Annotated in this window: 14 protein-coding genes and 1 pseudogene; 9 read left to right on the top strand and 6 right to left on the bottom strand. The window is 54.7% G+C overall.

Annotated elements, in window-relative coordinates:
• Positions 1–172 precede the first annotated feature (172 nt).
• Positions 173–691: a cysteine hydrolase family protein gene (locus CLM72_RS24200; RefSeq protein WP_105228551.1), complete on the bottom strand. Its 519-nt coding sequence runs from the start codon at positions 689–691 to the stop codon at positions 173–175.
• Positions 692–1,804: 1,113 nt separating this feature from the next.
• Here CLM72_RS24200 and drmD point away from each other — a divergent pair.
• Genes drmD through CLM72_RS24160 form a run of 8 tightly spaced genes read left to right on the top strand, consistent with a single transcriptional unit; the run spans position 1,805 to position 19,147 of the window.
• The gene (gene drmD / locus CLM72_RS24195; RefSeq protein WP_105228549.1) at positions 1,805–4,930 is read left to right on the top strand and encodes a DISARM system SNF2-like helicase DrmD; all 3,126 of its coding nucleotides are present in this window, start codon (positions 1,805–1,807) and stop codon (positions 4,928–4,930) included.
• A complete protein-coding gene (locus CLM72_RS24190) occupies positions 4,927–8,997 on the top strand; it encodes an Eco57I restriction-modification methylase domain-containing protein (RefSeq protein ID WP_177430944.1) in 4,071 nt (1,356 codons plus the stop codon). The genes drmD and CLM72_RS24190 overlap by 4 nt, the downstream gene beginning before the upstream one ends.
• Positions 8,994–10,886 (top strand): DUF4209 domain-containing protein, encoded by a 1,893-nt coding sequence (locus CLM72_RS24185; RefSeq protein ID WP_105228547.1) that lies wholly within the window; start codon positions 8,994–8,996, stop codon positions 10,884–10,886. Before CLM72_RS24190 ends, CLM72_RS24185 begins: the two co-directional genes overlap by 4 nt.
• Complete coding sequence (locus CLM72_RS24180) at positions 10,883–12,082, top strand: restriction endonuclease (protein ID WP_105228545.1); 1,200 nt, start codon at positions 10,883–10,885, stop codon at positions 12,080–12,082. Before CLM72_RS24185 ends, CLM72_RS24180 begins: the two co-directional genes overlap by 4 nt.
• Before the next feature lie 8 nt (positions 12,083–12,090).
• Positions 12,091–16,083: a DISARM system helicase DrmA gene (drmA, locus tag CLM72_RS24175; RefSeq protein WP_105228543.1), complete on the top strand. Its 3,993-nt coding sequence runs from the start codon at positions 12,091–12,093 to the stop codon at positions 16,081–16,083.
• Positions 16,084–16,085: 2 nt separating this feature from the next.
• On the top strand, positions 16,086–17,942 hold the full coding sequence (gene drmB, locus CLM72_RS24170; protein WP_054990301.1) for a DUF1998 domain-containing protein: 1,857 nt from the start codon (positions 16,086–16,088) through the stop codon (positions 17,940–17,942).
• A 1-nt stretch (position 17,943) separates the two neighbouring features.
• Positions 17,944–18,708, top strand: a complete 765-nt coding sequence (drmC, locus tag CLM72_RS24165; RefSeq protein ID WP_105228540.1) for a DISARM system phospholipase D-like protein DrmC — start codon at positions 17,944–17,946, stop codon at positions 18,706–18,708.
• Between the two features lie 19 nt (positions 18,709–18,727).
• Positions 18,728–19,147: a very short patch repair endonuclease gene (locus CLM72_RS24160; RefSeq protein ID WP_105228538.1), complete on the top strand. Its 420-nt coding sequence runs from the start codon at positions 18,728–18,730 to the stop codon at positions 19,145–19,147.
• On the opposite strand, the gene CLM72_RS24155 is transcribed toward CLM72_RS24160, so the two are convergent.
• From CLM72_RS24155 to CLM72_RS24135, 5 genes and pseudogenes are all read right to left on the bottom strand, one after another.
• Positions 19,107–20,141 carry a DNA cytosine methyltransferase gene (locus CLM72_RS24155; RefSeq protein ID WP_026140080.1) on the bottom strand — a complete coding sequence of 345 codons (1,035 nt, stop codon included), beginning with the start codon at positions 20,139–20,141 and terminating at the stop codon, positions 19,107–19,109. The two genes, CLM72_RS24160 and CLM72_RS24155, sit on opposite strands and share 41 nt — an antisense overlap.
• A gap of 282 nt (positions 20,142–20,423) precedes the next feature.
• A complete protein-coding gene (gene radC, locus CLM72_RS24150) occupies positions 20,424–20,921 on the bottom strand; it encodes a DNA repair protein RadC (protein WP_017847381.1) in 498 nt (165 codons plus the stop codon).
• A 55-nt stretch (positions 20,922–20,976) separates the two neighbouring features.
• Positions 20,977–21,381: pseudogene (locus tag CLM72_RS29395) on the bottom strand (hypothetical protein); the annotation flags it as partial.
• A gap of 133 nt (positions 21,382–21,514) precedes the next feature.
• Positions 21,515–21,799 carry a hypothetical protein gene (locus CLM72_RS24140; RefSeq protein WP_105228536.1) on the bottom strand — a complete coding sequence of 95 codons (285 nt, stop codon included), beginning with the start codon at positions 21,797–21,799 and terminating at the stop codon, positions 21,515–21,517.
• Between the two features lie 444 nt (positions 21,800–22,243).
• The gene (locus tag CLM72_RS24135; protein WP_105228534.1) at positions 22,244–23,119 is read right to left on the bottom strand and encodes a WYL domain-containing protein; all 876 of its coding nucleotides are present in this window, start codon (positions 23,117–23,119) and stop codon (positions 22,244–22,246) included.
• 119 nt (positions 23,120–23,238) lie between these two features.
• Between CLM72_RS24135 and CLM72_RS24130 the strand changes: the two genes are divergently transcribed.
• Positions 23,239–23,496 (top strand): hypothetical protein, encoded by a 258-nt coding sequence (locus CLM72_RS24130; RefSeq protein WP_105228532.1) that lies wholly within the window; start codon positions 23,239–23,241, stop codon positions 23,494–23,496.
• The last annotated feature ends 9 nt before the right edge of the window (positions 23,497–23,505 follow it).

The raw sequence follows: 23,505 nt of genomic DNA, 5'->3' as shown, positions 1-23,505 counted from the left end.
CGCCTGAGCGTCAAGGACAAGATGGAAGCCATCTTAGAGCTGGGCTCTACCATTGCTGCGACAGTTGAAGGTTATCTGCGACAGGCGGAGTTGGCCAGTTCACCAACAGCGCGACATCTTGCAGGAAAGTTCCGAAGCCCGGCCCTGTTGACCTCCCCGTCGTCAGGCTCTGTTAAAAGCTCCAGTCCACAGCCTGAACCAACTGGCAGAACGGCCCGTTGAGCGTGGCATTGTGATGAGCCACGATGGCCTCGGCTTTCATCAAGGGCGTATCAGAACAGGTATGACCGTCGGCGATAAGCACCGCATCGAAGCCAAGATCACGCGCGGCACGGCAGGTGCTGTCGACGCAGTATTGCGTTTTCATCCCGGTGACTACCACGCCGGAGGCGCCGCTGGAGCGCAGATGGTCAGCCAGGTCAGTCATTGCAAAAGCGTTAGGCCGGCGCTTTTCGAACACCACTTCTTCACCCTGCAACTTCAGTTCCTCTGCAATCAGCGTAAGTGGGCTGCCCGGTTCGATTGGCGAGCCAGCGGGGCCGATGTGGCGCGCGAGAAAAATCGGCGCGCCTGCGCTGCGAGCCTTGTCCATCAGGGCATTCAGCGTCTCCAACAGCTCGTCGCAGCGCCAGGGTTTTTCCGGGCCGTGGATGAGTCCGACTTGGATATCGAGTATCAACAGGGCGTACATGGGTGCATCTCCTTGCGTGTGAACCAGCGACACAAGGGCATAAAAAAAGGCCCTGTCCATCGCTGGCGGGCCTTTGAAGTTCGTTTGTTATTGCTTCACGACACCTCGCACGCTCCGCTTGATGCGGTCGTGGTGGTGGTTGTCGAGGTGAGGCAATAGGTAGTCATGGGGCGACACTAGCATTGTGGTTGAGGCCGGGATAATCTGAATAAACTTCATAAGTTATTGTTTTTTATAGGTTTAATTCGGTTTGGTTTTTTATTGGAATACTCTTTGGAATACAAAGTCCATTTGCAAGGCTCTGAAGTGTGATCAGGCAGGCCTATGAGATTCCACCTGATCCGAGGGGGGGCGATCAAAGCAGCTATCTCTTTAAGCGCCAGTGGTGCGTCTGTATTCCATCCTGCTCTCGCCATTTAAACCTTACGTTCGCTCGGCTTGTGGGCGGCGTTATTCTTGAGTTTTTACCTTGTTTTTCTGGCTTTTATGATGGGTTATATTTCTGTCCCCCCATTTGTCCCCCCATTTGTCCCCCCACTATGGTCGTGCGTGTCACCATTCAAGCTCGTGGCTAATGCCGTCATTGTTTCATGCAGTCGAGCTCTTATTGGGCTGGAATTCTACCTGTGTGGCAATTTGCCAGCTAATAATCCATGATAACTCCCTCAGCTCGCATAGAGGGATTCCTTCATATGGAACTGATCGACAACACCAACCCCCTGCTTGGTGAAAACCCAAAAGGTGCGTTCAAGTCGGGCATGGACTCGGGTCCGTTCGGACCTGAACGTACTCGTTTAGTGACGTAGTACAGACATAGATCTCCGGCGAATGTGCCCACTCACTTGCCATGGTGGCAAAAAGCACAGGGCTTAGCTTTACCCATGCCCTGGCAGTGGATAAGGTGACGACCATCGCATCATGGCACGCCGTGGTATCCCAGGGATGATCAATTTACAGCGTTTGTTGTGAGCACGAACGCTGTAGCTCCAGCCCTCGAATTCCTCACCTGTACCTACGTGAATTTGTGCTTTGCGCAGTTACGATGCGCCGGACATAGGCTTTTCGCTCATCCGTAACCATCAGGTGGATGCTTACGGTGTTAAGGAGTTAAGAATGACTGCAACAGCGGAAGACATCAGCTACCGCAATATTCCTGAGCCAGGCCAGCTCGTCGAAGTTAGACGTCGGCAATGGGTGGTTGCCGAAGTGGATGCTTCCAAGCAGGGCAGTGTGCAGCAGCATGCTGTCAGGCTGGCTTCGATCGACGAAGATGCCTTGGGTGAAGAACTTCAGGTGATTTGGGAGATTGAGCCGGGGGCGCACGTTATTGAGCGTGCTGGTTTGCCGGCGATCACTGGGCAGGATGACTCCGACACGCTTGAGGCCTTCCTTGATGCCGTGCGCTGGGGCGCAGCCACTAATGCTGATCGTGGCTTTCTGCAGGCGCCCTTTCGTAGTGGTGTGACGCTGGAAGACTTTCAGCTTGATCCGCTTGTACGTGCCATCGATATGGCGCGGGTGAATCTGCTGATCGCTGATGACGTTGGTTTGGGCAAGACCATTGAGGCCGGCTTGGTCATCCAGGAAATGTTGCTACGCCATCGTGCTCGCACCGTGCTGATTGTTTGCCCTGCATCGCTACAAGAGAAGTGGCGCCTTGAGATGGCGGAGAAGTTCGGGCTCGAGTTTCGCATCGTCGATAGCACCTACATCAAAGAGATGCGTCGCGAGCGTGGTATTCACGCCAATCCGTGGAACTCGTTCCCGCGCCTGATCACCTCAATGGACTGGGCCAAAGCTGGCGAAGGGTTGCGGGCATTTCGCGATATTTTGCCGGCACATGCTAATTATCCGCGTAAGTTCGACCTGTTGGTTGTGGATGAGGCTCACAACGTGGCACCGGCAGCCGGTGCCCAATATGCGCTTGAGAGTCAGCGAACCCGCTTGATTCGCACCATCGCGCCGCACTTTCAGCATCATCTGTTTTTGACTGCAACGCCGCACAACGGTTACACCGAGTCGTTCACCTCGCTGCTGGAACTGCTTGATGACCAGCGTTTCGCTCGTAACATCATGCCGGATGAGAAGCAGCTCGCGCAGGTGATGATTCGCCGCTTAAAAAGTGAAATCACTGATAAGGATGGGCAGCTGATCTATGCCCCACGCAAGCTTGAGGCCCTGGGCGTTGACTACACCGCAAAAGAGCGCGAAATCCACCACAAACTGCAAGCTTTCTGTGCCAGTCGAGAGATTGCAGACGCTACGCTAGGCGGTGTGACGGGCGTGTCCTTTATCAATCAACTGCTGAAAAAACGCCTGTTCTCGTCACCGGCCGCATTCGCTTCAACCTTGGCAAAACATATCGCCACCTTGGAATACGGCGCAGTTCGCAAGGATCGCGGCGGATTGTCTGATCGCATTTTGCTCAAGGCCATTCAGCGTGCTGAAGAGGATTATGCCAACGACGCTGATGTCGAGGCGGCGCAGCAAGAGGCTGTCGAGGAAGCGACCCGTCATTCGCGACCTTTAAATGACGTAGAGTGTATTTTGTTGGACGAGCTACGTGAGTGGTCGCAGCAGGCGATGCACCAAACAGACTCAAAGGCTAAGGCCGTTCTTGCCTGGATCGACAGCTATCTAAAAACCAGCGGTGACTGGAACGGTAAGCGCGTGATTCTCTTCACCGAGTACCGCACGACGTTAGATTGGTTACATCGAATTCTGGCAACCCAAGGTTTGGGTGGCGAGCGCCTAATGATTCTGCACGGTGGCATGGATTACGACGAGCGAGAGTTGGTCAAGGCAGCTTTCCAGGCCGCTCCGGATGTTTCTCCTGTGCGCATCTTGCTGGCGACGGATGCGGCTTCAGAAGGTATTGACCTGCAGAACCACTGTAACTACCTCATCCATCTAGAAATCCCCTACAACCCCAACGTCATGGAACAGCGTAACGGTCGTATCGATCGTCACGGTCAGCGGGCAAAAGAGGTGCTTATCTGGCACCCGGTGGATGCTAAGGAAGATGGCGAAGCTGTTGGTGGGCATAAATACGACATCCTGCGTGCGCTGCGCAAGCTCGACTCAATGCGTGCAGACATGGGCAGTGTTAACCCGGTTATTGCCCCGCAAATGTCGGGGTTGATTGAGGGTTATTTGCGTGATCTCGACACTCGTATGGCGGAGGCAAAGATTGAGCGGGCTCGCCGCTTTGTTCGTACAGATAAAGAAATTAACGCTCGAGTGGCCAAGCTGCATGAGCGCCTGATTGAAACGAAGGAAGGCTTGCACCTGTCGCCGGAACACATTCTGATGGCAGTCAAAACGGCGTTGGCCTTGGCGGACAAGCCCGCACTGCAACCATTCGAAATGGCTGGTGTCGAGTCAGGTGCCGTATTCGAACTACCACCGCTGGGTGGCGCTTGGGAGCGTTGCCGCGAAGGGCTAAATCACCCATTCACCAATGTGATTCGCCCCGTGACCTTCGATCATGAAGTCGCAAAGGGGCGCGATGATCTGGTACTGGTTCACCTCAATCATCGGCTGGTGCAGATGTGTCTGCGTTTGTTGCGTGCTGAGGTCTGGGCGCGGGAAGACAACAAAAAAATCAATCGAGTAACCGTTCGCGTATTGCCTGACGATCGCCTGGATGCACCTGCCGTAGTGGTCGTGTCGCGCTTGGTCATCACCGGTGGTAACCACCATCGCCTGCATGAAGAGCTAACGGTGGCCGGTGGCTACCTTCGTGAGCAAGGTTTCAAGCGCGAGGAGGGCGTCACCCGGGTGCAAGGCTGGCTGGATGAGGGGCAGCCGTCCCGGTTGGAAGCCGTTGCGTTCGATACCCTGCGAGCACGTTTCGGTGCTGCCGAAGAGTCTATTCAGCAAACGCTCAAAGCGCGCTCGCGCAACCGCCTTGAGTCGCTGGACAACACCCTAGAAACACGCAAGAACTCCGAGCTGAAAGATATTCGTGCCGTACTGAGTGAGTTAGAGCGCGCGATTGGTGCGGAGCTAGGCAAGGCAGAACAACCCGAGCAATTGGCTCTGTTCAGTGAAGATGAACGTACCCAGTTACGTCGTGACAACTCAGCGCTGGAGGCCCGTCTGGCACGCATTCCAGCAGAGCGCGAGCAAGAAATCAGCGCCATTGAAGCGCGCTATGCCGCGCCGCAGGATCGTACCTTTCCCGTCGCTGTCATCTTTATCGTTCCCGCATCGTTCGCACAGGAAGGCCGTGTATGAGCCAGGACAATAACCACGACGAATGGCTGTCGCTGATCGAGATTTCCGGCCCGTTCCTCGCTGTACCCGTATTAAAGAAAGCCTTTCCTCAAGGGCTGGAGGCTGTTGATGGCAGCGTACGCAAGTACCTGCGTCAAGCCTACGATGAGTGGTGCGAGGCGCGTGACAATGAAGACCCACAACTCGAAGAATTGCACCGCGCCTGGATTCGCGAAGTGCTTGCACGCGGCCTTGAATACGATGAGAAAGATTCGGGCGAGTTGCTCAAGCGAGGCGAGGCTATACCGGCGATCTTGCACATTGCGCTGCCAGAACATGGCGTCTCGTTAAGCCCAGATTACGCGCTGATCGACGCTCAGAAAATACTGCTGCTGATCCAAACCTACCCTGCGGATACCGACTTGGATGCAGCCATCAGCCAACAAGGCTGGGTGGCGACGCCGGCCGAGCGGATGGTGCAACTCTGTCGTACTACGGGTTGTCGTTTGGGTTTGGTCACCAACGGTGAGCGTTGGCTGCTGATTGATGCGCCGGTCGGCTCGGTCGTGACTTACGCCAGTTGGTATGCGCGATTGTGGGGGCAAGAGCCATTAACCCTGCAGGCCTTCCTTACGCTGTTAGGTATTCGCCGTTTTTTTGTGGATGCCAGCGAGCAGCTGCCTGCACTCTTCGATGAGTCTCTGCAACACCAGGAAGAGGTCACCGATGCGTTGGGTGAGCAGGTACGTCGCGCTGTCGAAGTGCTTATTCAGTCGCTTGATAAAGAAGACCTGAATAGCGGCCGGACGTTGCTGCAGGATGTGGCGCCTACCCAGCTGTACGAAGCCGGCCTGACCATCATGATGCGGCTGGTCTTCTTATTGTCGGCTGAAGAGCGCGGGCTGTTGCTGATGGGTGAGGCAGCTTATGAGGCTAACTACGCCATCTCCACCTTACGCATGCAGCTACGCAAAGAGTCGGACGAGGTGCTGGAGCGTCGGCATGACGCTTGGGCGCGTTTGCTGGCGACCTTCCGCGCCGTGTATGGCGGCATTGAGCATGAGACTCTGCGTTTACCGGCGCTGGGCGGCTCGTTGTTCGATCCGGATCGCTTCCCCTTTCTCGAAGGCCGTCCAGCGGGTTCAAGCTGGCGCTCGGACGGTGCCCGGCCCTTGCCGATCGACAACCGTACTGTGCTGCTGTTGCTGGAGGCAATTCAGCAATACCAAGGGCGTACCCTGTCTTACCGTGCACTCGATGTAGAGCAGATCGGCTACGTCTATGAAGGCTTGCTTGAGCGTACGGTTAAGCGCACAGATGCCGTGACGGTAGAGCTGAACGGCGGCAAGGGTGCAAAAAAAACCATTTATGCCATGGCTGACCTGGAGGCTTGGCGGGCGCATGGCGAAGATGCATTCGTTCGTGAGCTGGCTTCTGCAGATGCGCTGAAGCGCAGTGCAAGCGCTATCCGCAAAGAGTTGGCACGTGTTGTCGACGCTGCGCTGATCAATCATCTGCTCACGGCCTGTCATGGCGACGAGGCGTTGCGTGACCGACTGTTGCCTATCGCTAATCTTTTGCGCACCGACCCATGGGGTTACCCATTGGTGTATGCAAAAGGTGCATTCATTGTCACCACCGGTTCCGACCGGCGCGAAGCCGGTGCCCACTACACCCCAAAATCTCTGACCGAAGCGATCGTAGTCGAAACCCTCACACCAGTGGTCTATGTCGGCCCAGCGGAGGGCGCACCGCGCGAGCAATGGGTACTGAAATCTACCCCTGAACTGCTCGACCTCAAGATTTGCGACCCAGCCATGGGGTCGGGTGCGTTCCTGGTGCAAGCCTGCCGTTGGTTGTCGGACCGCCTCGTCGAATCCTGGTCACAGACCGAGGCCTCGGGTAAAGCTGTGAGTGTGGATGGTGACGTTCTGGATATTGCCGATACCAAGGAAATGCTGCCTCGCGACAGCGAACAGCGCACCGTAATTGCACGTCGCCTCATCGCTGAGCGTTGCCTGTACGGCGTCGACTTGAATCCGTTGGCGGTCGAGCTCGCCAAGCTCTCGATCTGGCTGGTGACGCTGGCCAAGGGTCGCCCATTTGGTTTCCTCGATCACAGCTTGCGTTGTGGAGATACTCTGCTCGGCATTCACCGGCTAGATCAGCTCTCCGAGCTCTCCATGACTCCGACTGGGAAAGGTCAACAACGACTGTTTGGCCAGAACATTGAGCGGGCGGTTCAAGAGGCGATTGAGTTGCGGCAGCGGCTGCGCCAGATGCCGATTCGCGATATTCATGACGTCGAGATCATGGCACGGCTGGATGCCGATGCGCGGCAGAAGCTCAATGTCGCGGAGCGACTGGCCGACGCTTTTATAGGCACGGTCTTCACATCCGAAGCTACTCGCACGCAAGAGACTCGCCTCTCGGCGCTGGCCATCCAGGCGGATCGCATAGCACGCGGTGACGCCGAAGCGCTGGAGGCCGCGAAACGCCAAGTCGCTCACGATCTGGCCGTGGACCTGCTCCCAAGCAAGCCACCGCGCCATCCCATCCATTGGCCACTCGAATTCCCCGAAGTATTCCAGCGAGAAAACGGTGGGTTCGATGCGTGGGTCAGCAATCCGCCTTTCATGGGCGGGCGCAAGATATCGTCGAACCTAGGCGACTCTTACGAGAAGGCCCTTAAAAGGCTTCTTCTTGATGGGGCCAAGGGGTCTGTCAACTTGGTTGCGTACTTTCTCGCACGCTCGCTTCGACTACTTCGTAGTACTGGTGTCGCCGGATTTATTGCAACGGACTCAATCACTGAAAGCGACACGCGAACTCAGGTTCTGACGCGTGTATTCGAGCAAGCGACGACGTTTTTTGCTCTCTCGTCATTCCCTTGGCCGGGGACGGCTGGTGTCTATGTCTCTGTGCTCGTGTTCAGCCTGCGAACATGGGAAGGGACTGTGATGTTGGATGGTGAGCAAGTCCAATCGATTTCGACGATGCTCGAACCAGGGTCGGAACTCCCTGCGCCACATCCGCTTGCATCAAATGTGGGCTTCTGCTCGGATGGAGTGAAAGTCCAAGGCATTGGATTTGTCCTAGACGAGGTTGAGGCAGCTTCGATTCTCAATAAAGAACCGGCATCAAGCGAAGTTATTACCAAATACATCGTGGGTGATGACATAAACAACTGCCCTCGCCAAACCGGATCTCGATGGGTCATCAATTTTTGGGTACGAGAAAGACACGAGGCTGAGAAATTCAAGGCAGCGTGGGAACTCATAATTGAGCGAGTCCGCCCCTACCGGGACTCACTCACGCGCCAGGTTCACGAAAGCTGCTTCTGGAAATTCTGGGATCGTCGAGAAGTATTCCACGATCGAATTCGTCGACATGGAAGAATGCTCGTAACTTCAAAGTTGTCGAAGCATTTCTGCCTGACTTTCGGAGACCCGCAAAGCATCTACTCGGAGAAGGTCAAAATATTTGATTTTACAACTTACAGCGCTTTTGCAGTTCTTCAATCTACCGCACATACCGAATGGGCACTTGTCTGGGGTTCGACAACGGGCGAGACGCCTGCATATGTCGGAACTAGCTGCTTCGATACTTTCCCATTTCCATCAAGATTTTTGGTCGATGGAGGTCTCTCTCACGAGGCGATTGATGTACGACTTGAAACCGTTGGGAAGGCATACTTCGAACATCGAGATTCAATATGCGAATCTCGTCAACAGGGGTTTACTTCCGTCTATAACTTGGTGCATTCACGGGACGAAACCGCCGAAGACATTATTCGATTCCGACAGTTAATTGCAGAACTTGATCGCGCTGTGATTGATGCCTATGGGTGGCATGACATACAACTCAATCATCAGTTCGTTGAAACGAAGCGTGGAGTGAGATTTGGAGTTGATAGTTTGTCTCGACTCGAGGTTCTCAAGAGGCTGACGGAGCTCAATCACGAACGCTTCGATGCAGCGGCGATTAGTAGCGGAGAGTCGTCAGTTGCAAAGTCCAAACGTGGGCGTCGACCGAAGGCCATTTCGCCTACTCCGTTGAGTGATTTGTTTGCCGGAGACAACGTATGAGCGACCTGCGTTACTCTGCCGACCTGATCGTCACGGGGCAAGACTTTGCAGAGTGTGACTGGAAGCGCTCGCTAGCCGATGAAGAGCGGGAGGGCTATTCCTCCATGTGGCAGGTGTTCTCTAGCGCAGCTCGCAAAGCATCGGAAGATAATCGGCCTTCACACGGAAAGGCACTGTGGCTGCTTGCGGATGCCTGCTCCATGATGCTGTCGCCGAAAAGCAACAATGAACCCTATAAACCATTCATGGTGATGGAAGGGAGGCGCTCTGTCATCCCAGATGATTTGTCAGAATCAGACATCGCGTTTTATGCCGAGATTATCGATGCAATCGATGATGCGTGGTTGAAGGCACGAGTCGCCGATCTCGTCTGGCTGAAGCAGCGTCCGCGAAACGTCCAGTTTGCGCTTGCTGCGATTGATGCATATCGGCTGATCCCATTGGATGCCGAAACTTGGGTTCGTGGTGGCCACGAGTGCTGGGAGCGCGCTATCAGTTTGGCACGCATGTTGAGAGCTGGCGCAGGAACTCGCTTGGCCGAGATGGAAACAACCGTTCTTGACGCCTTCAATACCGCAACCAAGGATAGCGGTTTTCTTGCGTTATGGCTGGCTGACTTAGTAGATACCTATGGTCTTGGTCGAACACATTCGTCAGTCATTGCGCAGAAGCTGAATGCGCTAGCTGTTGAATTTGAGGGAAGTGGCGACCTTCATCGCTCCCGCGAGTTCTTTGATGCAGCGAGCCGCTGGTTTAATCGGTCTGGTGACGAAGCCAAATCAGCAGAAATGACTGTTGCAGTCGCTGAGGGATGGGTGAAAGAAGCAATCGCCCGAGTTTCATCCGACCAACCCAGTCATATGGTTGCTGCGAGTTTTTATGAAAAAGCCATCCAGATCTACCGCAGCATTCCTCGCAGTCAGAGATCAATACATCGAGGCGATGAGCGGATTGCCGAACTGCATCGGCACATGAATGATGCTGGAGAAAAGTCACTGGATGAACTTGGTCAGATCAAGACACCAAGTTTAGACATTACGGAGCTTGTTGCGAACGCTCGCAAATCGGTTTCAGGAAAGTCTGTGCGGGATGCACTGTTCTCGTTTGCGAATATCTACCAAGGTGCACGGGTAGATAAGATCCGTGAAGATGCAGAAAAAATCCTTCAGCAAGGCTTATTTCGTCGCCTATGCGGCAGTTCGCACCTATCTCGCGATGGTCGAGTCATTGCCAAACAACCAGCCTCCGGGTTCGAGATTGGGACAGCCACGGAAGACCCTGCACTCTGGCCACAGATGGTTCACGACTATCAGATACTGATCAATATTGTGGTGCACGGTGACATCTGGCCTGCGCACGGCGTACTTCTTCAGGAACATCGCTTAGGTGAGGACGACTTCATCGGCTTGGCTAGTCAGTCTCCTATAGTACCGGAAGGTCGAGAGCGTCTATTTGGGAAGGCGCTTTACGCGGGTTATGACCGCGACTTCACTGTTTCTATGCATTTACTGGCGCCCCAGATTGAGCACATGGTCCGGTTCCATCTGAAGAATGCGGGGGTGAAAACTACCAATCTTGATATCAATGGCATTGAGAACGAGAACGGACTCAGTACGTTGATGGATTTACCAGAGGTCGAAACGATCTTCGGGAAGGATATAGCCTTCGAGATTAAAGCGCTTTTTTGCGATGCGCTCGGCCCTAACTTGCGTAACGAATTGGCGCACGGTCTTCTGGATGATGACTCTTTCCAGTCAATCCACACGATTTACGCATGGTGGCTAGGGTTGAGAATTGTCTTTATTACTTTTTGGAATGCTGCGCGGAAAGCCAAAGGTAGCGCTGAGGTTGAAGAGGTTGAAGAGTGTGTAGCTGAGTCGGCTCAATGAAGATCATCCCATTTCCAGGGCTTGTCGAGTCTGATCTCGTGGTCGATGCCGTTTATGAAGGCAGTCCCGACGGACAGCTTTCAGGCGAGCCTATTTCAAAATTGCTTTCAGGCTCCGGCAACATGGGCGGTTTCCGTGTGTCTGGCCGAGGCGATCGAAAGAACTGGGTGGTTTTATTTACGACTGGGGAAGACCGCGACTGGCCTGACACGCTTGATCTGAGCACCGGTCAATTTGTCTACTACGGTGACAACAAAACACCAGGACATGAGCTGCATGACACTCGTTCCGGTGGAAATAAGGTCTTGCGTCACGCGTTCTCGCGGCTGCACGCAGATCTGGATCCGCGAACCGACATTGCACCCTTCTTGATTTTTAAAAAACTACCGACTGCTACTGCGGCTCGATCCGTTCAGTTCAAGGGCCTTGCCGTCCCTGGGTTTCAGGGGCTGTCGGCGACCGAAGATTTAGTCGCCGTCTGGAAGTCATCCAATGGGCAGCGATTTCAGAATTACCGTTCGACTTTTACGATCCTCGACGTTCCGGTCGTCAGGCGTGCATGGATCAATGATCTTGCTGCAGGTAATTCTAGGACCGCGAATGCACCAAAAGCTTGGATCGATTGGCTAGAGTCGGGAAGGTATTGCCCGCTGGCGGCAGAGGCGACAACGATCATTCGCTCTGTCGAGCAGCAATCACCCGATACTGCCTTGAAGCACTGCATCTTGGCCTGTGTATGGCAGTACTTCAAAGATGTACCTATCGCATTTGAGGCGTTTGCTGCACGTATCTACCAGATGACTGACTTGCGCGTCATCGTTGATGAAATCACTCGGGGCACTATTGATGGCGGACGTGATGCTGTAGGGCGTTATTTGCTTGGACTTGGCGACGACCCTGTTTATGCCGAGTTCTCGCTTGAGGCCAAGTGTTACCGGCCAGCGCTTGGCGGAGAGACGCCGAATACAGTGGGGGTAAAAGAGGTATCTCGACTGATTTCTCGGATACGGCATAGACAATTTGGCGTGTTAGTTACGACCTCGATAGTGGCTCGCCAGGCCTATCAAGAAGTGCGAGAGGATCGTCATCCGATCATTTTTATATCGGGGCGGGACATTGCCGAAGTTTTGATCAAGAACGGCTACAACACGGAAAGCAGAGTCGAAACCTTGCTAAGAAATGAATTCAAAATTTAGAGGTACTCATGGAGCAAAGCGCCGTGAAACAAACTGCTAATGCATGGATCGCTATCGATCATGGTCTTGCCACTGATCCAGCGCTTGCACCTTACACTCTGGTCCTGAAAGGCGAGCGCGGGCTTTATCAAGCCATTGCTGCAGATGATTGGGTTTTGATACTGAACACCTCTGGCGAGATAGCCCGTGTGGGGCGTGTCATGCGCCTTCGCTCCAACAGCGAGACCACTTCGCTTTTCTTCGACAAAGTACTGGCTGTTGAATCACCAGTGCCGTTTGTTAAAACTGGGCTCGTTTCGCCAACGGGTCGTATATCTCGCGTGCAGTGGACCGAGTTCGCTGAGTCGCTGCCCAAGGCGCTTGATCTGACGGTTGCCGACGTCCCCCTGATCAAAAATGAGGCCTACGTCCGCGAGTTGTTGCAGTTTGCCATTATGGACGATCTGTTGGGGCCTGCCGGTGGCCCTGAAGAGTTCATCGTCGATATGGGCGTACGAGATCGCTATCTGGTCGGCAAGCTGGCGCCGATGGACAGCGCTGAGCGTGGCGAAGACTGGGTGCTTGCCGAAAAAGGTGATGAAGATGAGCCCTCCGACCTAGAGCCAAAAGCACAAAGCACGAAAATCGTCTCGCCGACGCTCTCAGGCAGCGGTGACTCCGATGCGGATGAAGAGGTGGATGCCGCCTTTAATCAATCGCTCGCGCCCTCTAGTTTGGGCTTCACCTTTTGTGTCGATGGCAATATCGAAAGTCTTGAGGTCGTGGTGAGTTGGGGGCGCTATGAACGTGTAGCCAGCGACGAGCACGATCATACCAAGCTGATAAAGGACAAGCTCGTTAAGGCTAAGGTTTGGAAGCGAGCTCCTTCTGGTGGGGTGTTTTCGCTAGCGATGACACCGGGGGGTGTTTCACCTATTGCGCCAGATGCTAGCAGCCCCGAGGTGCGCATCCAGGGCACCGTCAGATCGCCCAACGACAAGGGCGATCGCTTGGTCACTTTGTTTCTGGTGAACGGGCAAGTAGAACCGCCCGAAAATCGCGATACCGCGTGGGTGTTTCAGCCTGAAATCGTGGTTCGAGCAAAAACGGGTAGCGAAGTGACCGATATATTCCGTCGCCGCCCGGCACTGGATGCGGATGCTGGCGCTGTGGACGATGAGGATTTGCGTGAGCGCTTGGCGCTGGAGATGATCTACCGCGATCGCGTCGAGTTTGCCGTGGGCCATGGTGTTGCGGTGCATGCAACAACTGGCAGCGTGCCAGTTAGGGCGCTTGAGCTACGTACGGTGGTCATGCCGCAATACGAAGTCGCTGTCACTGAAACGCCAGGCTTAGATCCGCAAGATCGGCCCGCGATGCGCAAAATGACCGCCGATGGCTTGCTGGACATGCAGACGCTGGCAGACCTTGATAAAGATGCGCTCATCGCGGCACTCGGTGTGTTGACGCAAGACTATGCCGCGTGGATTGAGGATCAGCGTGGCCGGGTCGGTAGCGATGTGATTGGTTACGACCAGCAGGCCAAAGAAGCGCTGGAACGCTGCGAATTGATTCAAACTCGGCTGCTTGCTGGCGTTGAAATGTTGGCTGTCAATGACAAGGCGCTGGCTGCGTTTCGCTTCGCTAACCGAGCGATGGCCATTCAGCGTGTACGTAGCGCTTATGCTCTAGCGCGGCGGCGTAAGCAGGAAGTTGAAGTGGCGGACTTCGATGTACCGAAGAATCGTACGTGGCGCCCCTTCCAGTTGGCCTTCCTGTTGTTGTCCGTGCCGGCGCTGGCTAACCCTGTCCATACAGACCGCACCCAGCCCTTGCAGGCTTTTGCCGACCTGATTTGGTTTCCCACCGGTGGTGGTAAGACTGAGGCGTACTTGGGTGTAGCGGCGTTCACCATGGCCATTCGTCGCTCACAAGGAAACTTGGGCGACTACGACTCATCACGTGGCCTGGCCGTCATCATGCGCTACACCTTGCGTCTGCTGACATTGCAACAGTTCCAGCGGGCCACCGCATTGATTTGTGCAATGGAACATCTGCGGCGCGAGGCACTGGCGGCGGGGGACAAATCTCTGGGTGAGAGTGCCTTCACGATTGGTCTGTGGGTCGGTAACACCGTGACCCCGGGTACGACCGATGCTAGCCATGAGTTTATCCAGGCTGTTCGCACCCCTGGGAAGAACACGGCTGGTATGGCATCACCGGCGCAGTTGACTGGCTGCCCTTGGTGCGGCTCAGAAATTCTTCCCGGCCAAGATATTGTCGTCGACAAAGTTGCAGGGCGTACGTCGATCTACTGTGGCGACAAGAGGAGTGAGTGCGATTTCTCGCGTGGCCGGTCAAGTAAACAAGATCATCCTGGCCTACCAGTGATGGTGGTGGATGAGGAGATGTATCACCGGCCACCAACGATGATGATCGCCACCGTCGACAAATTCGCGATGATGGCCTGGCGCGGACAAGTGCGAAATTTGTTTGGTAACGTTTCGCAGGAATGCACCCGTCATGGTCTGCTTTGGCCTGGCTCTGAATGTAATACCGGGCATAGGGCTACTGCTGGTAAGCCTGCCGCGACCGTCAAGGCAATCCGGCCAATTCGACCGCCAGACCTGATCATTCAGGACGAATTCCACCTGATCAGTGGCCCGCTGGGAACCATGGTCGGTCTCTATGAAAGCGCCGTCGATGAGCTGTGTAGTTGGCGTTTGGGTGAATACTCAATTCGCCCAAAGGTAATTGCCTCAACGGCTACCGTGCGTAAGGCGCAGCAGCAGGTCAACAACGTGTTTATGCGCCAGGTAGCAGTGTTCCCGCCGCACGGTCTGGATGTTGAGGACAACTTCTTCTCGGTACAGCGGCCGATTGAGCAAAAACCTGGGCGACGTTATTTGGGCATTTGCTCACCTGGCAGTTCGCGTCCGGCGATGCTGATTCGGGTCTACACCGCGGCGTTGACGGGGGCGCAGGCGCTATTCGACCGCTTCGGTAAGGTCGCTGATCCGTACATGACCATGGTGGGATACTTCAACTCGCTGCGTGAGCTGGGGGGCATGAAGCGTTTGGCTGAGGACGATGTACAGACTCGTGCTTACCGAGTGCAAATGAGCATGGTCCAGCGCCCAGGATTGGCTCAGCGCAGTGTCATGAATATCCGTGAGTTGACCTCGCGAGTGTCCAACCAAGACATCCCTAAGTACCTAGATCAGCTTGAGGTAATGTTCAAGTCCGAATGGGACCCTGAAAAGCTCAAGCACGTGACTCGCTGGGTTGATGGGGACTCTCGGGCCATCGACGTTGTGTTGGCGACCAATATGTTGTCGGTCGGGGTCGATGTGAGTCGTCTAGGAATCATGGCTGTCAATGGTCAGCCTAAAGGGACCGCGGAATACATTCAGGCGACTAGCCGGGTAGGGCGCCAGTCGCCAGGTCTGGTCTGCACCGTTCTGACTTGGGCAAGGCCTCGCGACCTCTCGCATTACGAGACCTTTGAGCATTATCACGCCACCTTTTACAAACATGTCGAGGCTCAGTCGGTCACGCCATTTTCACCGCGGGCGATGGATCGAGGGCTGACTGGCGCGATGCTGTCATTACTGCGGGCAAAACATGCGGACTTTGCTGCGAACACTGGGGCGGAGAGTCTCAAGCAGCCGAACCAGCCTGAGATGTTGGATGCCATGAAGGTGCTCGAAGCTCGAGCCGATAACGTTGCGGAAGAGCCGGCGCAGAAGCTCGCTGGAAGCATGCTCAAGCAGCGTGCGGATGAGTGGGTGAAGGAAGTGATGCAGGGTAACCGTCTCCTGGCTTACGAGAAACGAGGACCGGATAAGGATAGAACCGCTGCATTGATTAATGCGCCTGGTCCGCAAACTTGGAACAACTGGACAGTGCCAATGTCGATGCGAGAGGTCGAGCCGGGTGTGCGTTTAGTGATGAACTCAGCGCGTATAAATGACGATATTCAATGGAAACCTCGCCCTGCAGCGGCTGATAAGGACGAATGAAAATGGCTAACGAAAAAACTCCCGTTGGTTCAGTCCGGCCGAGCCAGCTGCTCTGGACCTATGGCCCTGGTGCGCTGATTGATTTGCCAAACCTGTCGGTCGTGACGCTAGGGATAAACTTTTGGGAGAAGGATCGCTGTCGGCCGGTGGTAGAAAGTCGCCTGCTGGCTGCCGTGCAAAAAGTACTCGGGCCGCAGGTTGAATCGCTACGTATGCCTCCGTTCACGACTAGCGACGCGGTTGATCCGTACTCGGCTGAAGCTTATGTAGGGGTTCCTGTGCGGCCCTTTCCTCGCTGGTTGCGTTGCGTTAAGTGCGGAATGCTTTCGCCTTATGACAGTGGGCTGTTCGATCTGAAGGAAAATCGTTATCGGCCGGAGGCGACTTGCTTCGTTCATAAGGGCTGCACGGGGTCAAAAGGAGATCAGCCTGCGAAGGATGCCGATGCTGTGCCTGCGCGTTTCTTGCTGGCCTGCAAGAATGGGCATCTGGATGACTTTCCGTGGAACTGGTACGTCCACAGTGGTCTTGGTGGTTGCAAGGGTACGCTGCGATTCTTTGAAAGCGGCGCGTCTCTGCAAACCGAGAACCTTTGGGTGAAGTGTGACTCCTGTGGTGTGGCCCGTAATATGGCTCATGCTTTCGGGCAGCTAGGTAAAGAAAACCTTCCGGGGTGCCGCGGTCGGCACCCTCATCTGGATCACTTCGAGCCTGATTGTGATGCGGAGCCGCGCGTGGTTCTGCTGGGGGCGACCAATAGTTGGTTTCCTATCTCTATTTCTGCGTTGGCCATTCCACAGGCTAAAGATTCGCTGGGTCAACTTATCGACGATGGTTGGGATTTCTTCCACGATCTTGATGGCGTAGAAGAGGTGCCGTTGACGGTAAAAATGTTAAAAAAAACCGGTGCGTTACCGGGGATTGACCAATATTCCGCCGAGCTGATCTGGGCTGCAATCGAGCAACGTCGTAGTGGTGGTGATGCGAATGTCACTGAGTCGGACATCAAGGGGCCTGAGTGGCGCGTGCTGATTGATCCGTCACCAGTGAATGACTATCCACATTTCACCTCAGAAATAGTCAATGTTCCTGGGCGCTTCAAGAGCAAGATCTCGAGGGTGCTGTTATTGAAGCGCTTGCGTGAGGTTAATGCGCTGCTCGGCTTTACACGAGTGGAAGCTCCTGACGATTCAGCTGACCTGGCAACCGGTCCTACTAAGGCTCCGCTGTCACGGGGTAAACCCGATTGGGTTCCTGCGAATCAGGTGCATGGCGAAGGCATTTTCATCCAATTCGATGAGCAGGCTATCGCTGAGTGGGAGCAACTTGAAGACGTCCAAAGCGTTGATGAGCGCTTACGTGGCGGTCATAAGGGCTGGCGAAACTCTCGGCATTTAAGCCCTCCGGAAGAAGGCTATCCAGGCGCTCGCTATGTGCTGCTTCATACCTTGGCGCATATGTTAATTCGTGAGCTGGCGTTGGAGTGCGGGTACAACGCGGCCAGCATCCGCGAGCGTATTTATGCGGACGTGAATGCAGAGGGTTGCCAAGCGGGCTTTATTATTTACACGGCGGCTGCCGACTCCGATGGGACCCTGGGTGGTTTGGTCGAGCTAGGTAAGCCAGAGAACCTTGAGCGTTTGCTTGTGCAGGCTTTGCGTCGTTCTCGCATATGTTCGTCTGATCCGCTTTGCGCCGAGCATGACCCGCAGAAGGATCGAAGTCTGCATGCGGCCGCTTGCCATGCATGTTCATTCGTCGCAGAGACCTCTTGCGAGCGCGGTAACCGCTATCTCGATCGTGCGATGGTGGTTCCGACGTTTGAGAACGACAAGGCCGCATTCTTCAAGGACGTTTGAGATGAAAGCTCTGCTGGAGGCAGTGTCGGCATTGGTGGCTATTGTTTCTCCTGACCGTACCGCCGCTTTGGCGGCAGCGGTCAGGTTCATTGGTGCTGAGAGTGTGGGGAAATTGAATAATGCTTCCGTGTTGTCTGCCAAAGCTGGTGACTCATTCAAGGCTATGGTCGCGGCATGGAAGTCTAATCCTGTCACCGGTGAAACCTTAGCAGCCATGCTGCTGGCCGCTGACCATGCTTATCGTCAGGCAGAGGCAAAGCAGGTAGTCGATTTGGTGTGGACCGGCCCCACTACGGACATTGTTCCGGCTCGTCGAACCGAGCAAGCTCTGATTCAGGTAATTGATGCTGCAAAGCAGAGGTTATTCATAACGAGTTACGTTGCTTACGACATTGAGTCGATCACCAAGGCTTTGAGGTCAGCGGCGGAGCGCGGTGTGGCGATCAACTTCCTGATGGAGCTTTCGACAGCCAGCGGTGGCAAGGTCAGCATCGACCCCATCAATAACTTGCGCAAAGTCGTTCCTACTGCGCGGTTCTACATCTGGAAGGACAAGGGTGCGATCTTCTCGAATGGCAGTGTGCATGCGAAGGTCGCTGTGGCCGATGGCTCGCACTGTTTCATAACTAGCGCCAACCTCACCGGGTACGCAATGGACCAGAACATGGAGGCCGGAGTCTTGATCTCCGGAGCTCCATTGCCCGAGCAGCTTCATCGGCACCTTGAGGCGTTGGCGGTAACTGGGGTGATCGTGCCTGTTGGGTGATGTTCTTCTGGGGGGGTGAATGTCGCGAAGTGACATCATGCGAGCGGTGAAGCGCGCTAATACAGCACCAGAAATCATCGTTCGCCAAGTGCTGCATGCTTTGGGGCTTCGGTTTCGTCTGCATCGCCGAGATCTTCCAGGCTCACCGGACGTCGTCTTGCCTAGATTCCGGACGGTGATATTCGTGCATGGGTGTTTCTGGCACCGACATCCTGATTGCCGCTACACGACCACTCCCAAAACGAGACAGGAGTATTGGCTGCCCAAGTTCGCGGCGAACATTGAGCGTGATCTCAGAAAGGAGGCCCAGCTACAGGCGCTGGGCTTGCGGGTGCTGCTAGTCTGGGAATGTGAAACAAAACAGCGGGAGGAATTGACGCTGCGGCTTAGGCGCGAACTCAAACTTTCTGAAGCTGTTCAAGATGGCGCTTCAAGCTGATGCCGATCACCTCACCCAGCCGTACTGGTACCGCATTGCCGATCATTCGGCCGACCGACTTGAAGTTGATCTTATCGACTGGCATGAATTCGTAGTCGATAGGAAACGACTGCAGAGTTGCTGCTTCGCGCAACGAGATGGCACGATTCTGTTCGGGATGGCCAAAACGGCCGTTGCCGAATCCGTAGCAGAGTGTGGTCATCGTCGGGCCTGGCTCCTCCCAGCGCATACGTCCGTAGACACTAGGGTAAGTCTTGCCGCTATCTTTCTGATGGCATAGGGCACGTAGGTCTGTTGGCCAGTCCTTCCATGTGCCACCTGGGCGCGAGTAGATGATTCGCTTGAGATTGACCGGCGTCAGCGAAGCTGACCTGTGGAGCGGGTCTTTCGGGTCGCACTCTCCAGCGGCTAGTCGAGGAAAATGGCCGATAGCATCCTCAACTGTGACTGGTTTACCTTCATGTGTTTTAGTAATCAGCGATATTGGCCCTAACTTCGATGCTAGCAGCACATGACGGCGGCGATGCTGAGGCAATCCGTATTCAATGCAGGGAACTCGGTCGGCCCAGACGAAGTAACCTTGGCGCTCCAGCGCGGCGACGAAGTCATGGTAAACCTCGTGCTTGGTCACATCTGGAACGTTTTCCATGGTGACCAGCTCAGGCTGAACGCCTTCTATGAGTCTTTTGAAAGCGTAGAGCAGAGGCCATTTGCGATCGTTACGAGTATCGCGGCCTTGGTTATAGCTTGAGAACGGTTGGCACGGTGCGCAGCCTGCCAGCAGCTTGATGCGTCCGGGGCGATACCAATCTGCTACCTCTTTTACTGAAACATCCTCGACGCTTTTAGCAACGAAAGCTGCATGGTTGTTCTGCTCGTAGGCGTATCTGCAGTTTTGATCAATGTCATAACCTGCATGAACGTGAACACCTGACTGGCGCAGGCCAGCGGTCAAACCGCCAGCGCCACAAAAAAGGTCGACAGCATCAATCATAGGGGTAGGGTCTCCGAGTGCTGAATATTCTAACCTCTGTCAGCATTAAGATCGAGCACTACCACTCTCTATTTCAGTTTGAGGACAGGTAGTCGGTTGCTGCGCTCGGCTTTTGCGCCTGCCTTGCAATGAGTGCAGCAAAAAATAAAGAGCGCATTGCCATGATCATTTCCTCGAAAAGAGCTATCAGGGGATGCTCTTAGAGGCGACTCATACCGATGACCACCCTGGCATCAGCCAAGGCAGTCTATCGGACGGGATGAGTAAGCCAACCTGTAGGGATTACAGATAACCTCGTTCAGCCAACGACACACAACCTTCATGGCCCACGACGACATGATCCAATATTCGGGTTCCGACCATGTTCAGGGCGTTCTTGAGCGTTGTGGTCAGGGTAAGATCGGCTTGGCTGGGCTCCGGGTCGCCGGAGGGATGGTTGTGAACCATAATTACGGCAGCGGCGTTTAGCTCTAGAGCGATCTTGACCACTTCCCGTGGGTACACGCTGGCACCATCCAGGGTACCTCGGAATAGCTCCCTGAATCCTATTACCCGGTGCTTGGTGTCGAGCAGTAGCAAAGCAAAGACTTCGTGCTCGTGGTATTGCAGCAATGTTTGCAGGTGGCTGAAGACCTGCTTGGGCTCAGTCAGTGCCCGGCCTTTAGATAGACGACTCATAGCCAGTTGTTGAGCCATCTGCAAGATATCGGCCTCTGTGACCGGAGATTCCATGACGTAGGTACCAGTCATTTCACCGGCTTGGAGTTTGTGATATTTCATGCGGGTATTCCTGTACGAAGGCGTGAGAACGGAGGGGTTTTGAGAAGCCCGGTTACTAAACGGTGGGCTTGCCGTTGTGCCGCGAGGCTTGCGACTCCAGCTTTTGGGCGAGTGAGGGTTTGGCAGACGCTGCCAGTTGGGCTTGGGGCTCTATAGGGCTGGGCTGACTTCAACTGCAGGGAAGAACTCCTCGAAGATGGCACCGGAGTCCTCCGCGCTGTCTTTGGCTTTCTTCCACGTGATGCAGCCAGTTGCGAAGGTCGCCCGACTTGCCTCGGCCATGGCCTGTTGCAACGTTTGCTTGAGCTGAGCCTCCTGTTTTTCCTGCAAAGCAATCGACCCGCGCACGCTCTGCAGTTCGATAAAGGTCGTACAGAGTTGAGTGACCTGGCTGACGTCCAGGCTTTGCCCACTGGCCTGTGGGTACAAAACAGCGCAATGCCTGCTCCGCTGTTCCAGAGATTGTGTGCCCATGATGGTTTCCTGTGCGGCATAAAAAACGCCCGGCCAGCAGAAGCTGACCAGGCGCTTTAATGGTTGAGTGAGTGGAGCTAGCGTCGCATCAACAGGCAGCGATGCCTGTTCACAACGATTTAGCGGTTGACGCTGAAGTTGTAACCGCACTCCAGGCACTGATAGTTATCCAGCACCCTTTCATCAATCTTTTCACCCAGCGTGGCACCTGCGATGCCGCCAGATGCCCCTCCAAAAAGTCCCCCGAAAATGGCTCCTGCGATACTGCCCACAGCGATCCCTACGGGCCCACCGACAATGCCTAGTACAGCGCCGCCTGCGGCGCCAATCAATCCACCCGTTTGCTTGCCGATATTTTTTGTTACTACGCGTCCTGAGTCGCAGCTAGGGCAAAGGGTATACATACGCAGATCCTCTCGAATGAAGAGCGTGCTTAGCGAATTGCTGGCGCGCTTTATCCCTACCGCAGTCAATGCGGTGGGCGTTCATTGAGGTGATATAGGTTTGAATTTATTTTGAATGGGATTTCAAACAGCAATAATTTTATCAATGCTGCAATAACCGCCGGGGTCAGCCAAATATTACGCATGGTTTACGCGCGGCGTGTGGCATTGAGCTAGGAGTGAGTAAGTCGCCACCCGGCCTGTTTAAACTATATAAAATTCAATATGTTGCAATCCTTGTGTGTTCTATTTACCGCTTTGTCACAGCTCAGGAGTCATCAGTCATTGGCGTGGTTCTTGTTGGCTTTAACGCATCATTTCTATTTTCACGGCACTGGTCTACCGAGTGGCTGAAACTGACAAGCTTCAAGTGGCGGCTTGTTGAGTGTATGTCAGTGTTTGGAATCAGTCATTCATGAGCCAGGGGCGCAGGTCCTTGAGGTTGGTTACCACGATCTGCTGTGCCTCGGGGTTAGTGGCCTGGTTTCTCGGGTCGATCTGATACCGCTGCAATACATATTTCACCAGCGCTCTACGGCTGGGCACTACTAGCTGGCCATCAATCATGCCGAAGTCGGTTTCGATGATTGACTTCTGCGCCGCGTTCAATCTCCCATCGGCTGCAAAGATGACGGGGATCTCGGTATTCCAGTCTTCATCCAGCTCACGGGTGTTCTGCGATTCGTCGAGCAAATCCGGCTGACCGCGCAGGCGGCTGAGTACAAAGTCGCGGTATTGGCCATTCTTCTCGCAGTAAGCCCGAACATGCCAACGCATACCGGTGTAGACCAGCGTGTGAGGGGCTATGAGGCGAATCTCCACGTTCGGAGTATTGAGCGACACATACTCGGTTTCCAGGCGCAGGCCATCGCGACAGGCCTTGAGCAATGGGCGCAGGACCTCCGGCCGAATCGGACGATCCGGGACTTCCAGCACCTTGGTGTGGGCGTAGGCCAGTGCGAGCCCATCGATGTGCGGAGCGCGTTCGTTATTCTGGTAAAGCAGATGCAAATAGGCGCTGGCGCTGTCGTCGATGAACAGCGGCGTGAACGTCTTGCTGGGCACGTAGCCTTTTATTTTTTTGTCATATGTAAGATTTTTAGGCGCATGTTCTGTGATGTAGGTGTTGATGTCCTTGGACGCCTGCTGACGGCTGATGCCGAAGCTCTGCATCAAGTGTCCCGTGGTCAACCGGCCCTCCCACCAGGCAACGGTCTCAATCAAACGATAGCGAAGTGCCAGATCCCAGCGGACCTGTTCGATGGACTGCTTGCGTTTCATTCCCTCTCCATGTGCGCGAATACTTTACCTGTATAAGTCTACATTCTAGACCTGTCGTTTAACACTACATATCGTGTATCTGTCTTCGAAATGAATTGAAGTCACGAAAGGAAGTGGACATGAGTATGTCGGAAGCGGTTTCGACAGGTGCATTGCTGATGATGGGAGCAATCCTGCTGGTGTTACTGCACCAGTGTCTGAGATTGCGTGAGCTCTGGCAGATGGCTAGGGGCTGCCAAAAAAATGTGCGCTGGGCGCGGATCTGGGAAATGGAAAACCGCGAACTGCGATCGGCGTTGCGAGCCGAGAAAGAGCACGTCAAGCAGTTGCAAAGAAAGCTGGTGATTCTGCAGAAATTGATCCCCGCAGAGGGATAAGGGAAAGGA

The organism is Pseudomonas sp. MYb193 (assembly GCF_002966775.1).
In the GTDB taxonomy this organism is placed as follows: domain Bacteria; phylum Pseudomonadota; class Gammaproteobacteria; order Pseudomonadales; family Pseudomonadaceae; genus Aquipseudomonas; species Aquipseudomonas paracarnis.
The sequence above is the reverse complement of the archived record's forward strand: the minus strand, read 5'-3'. Positions and strand labels throughout refer to the sequence as shown.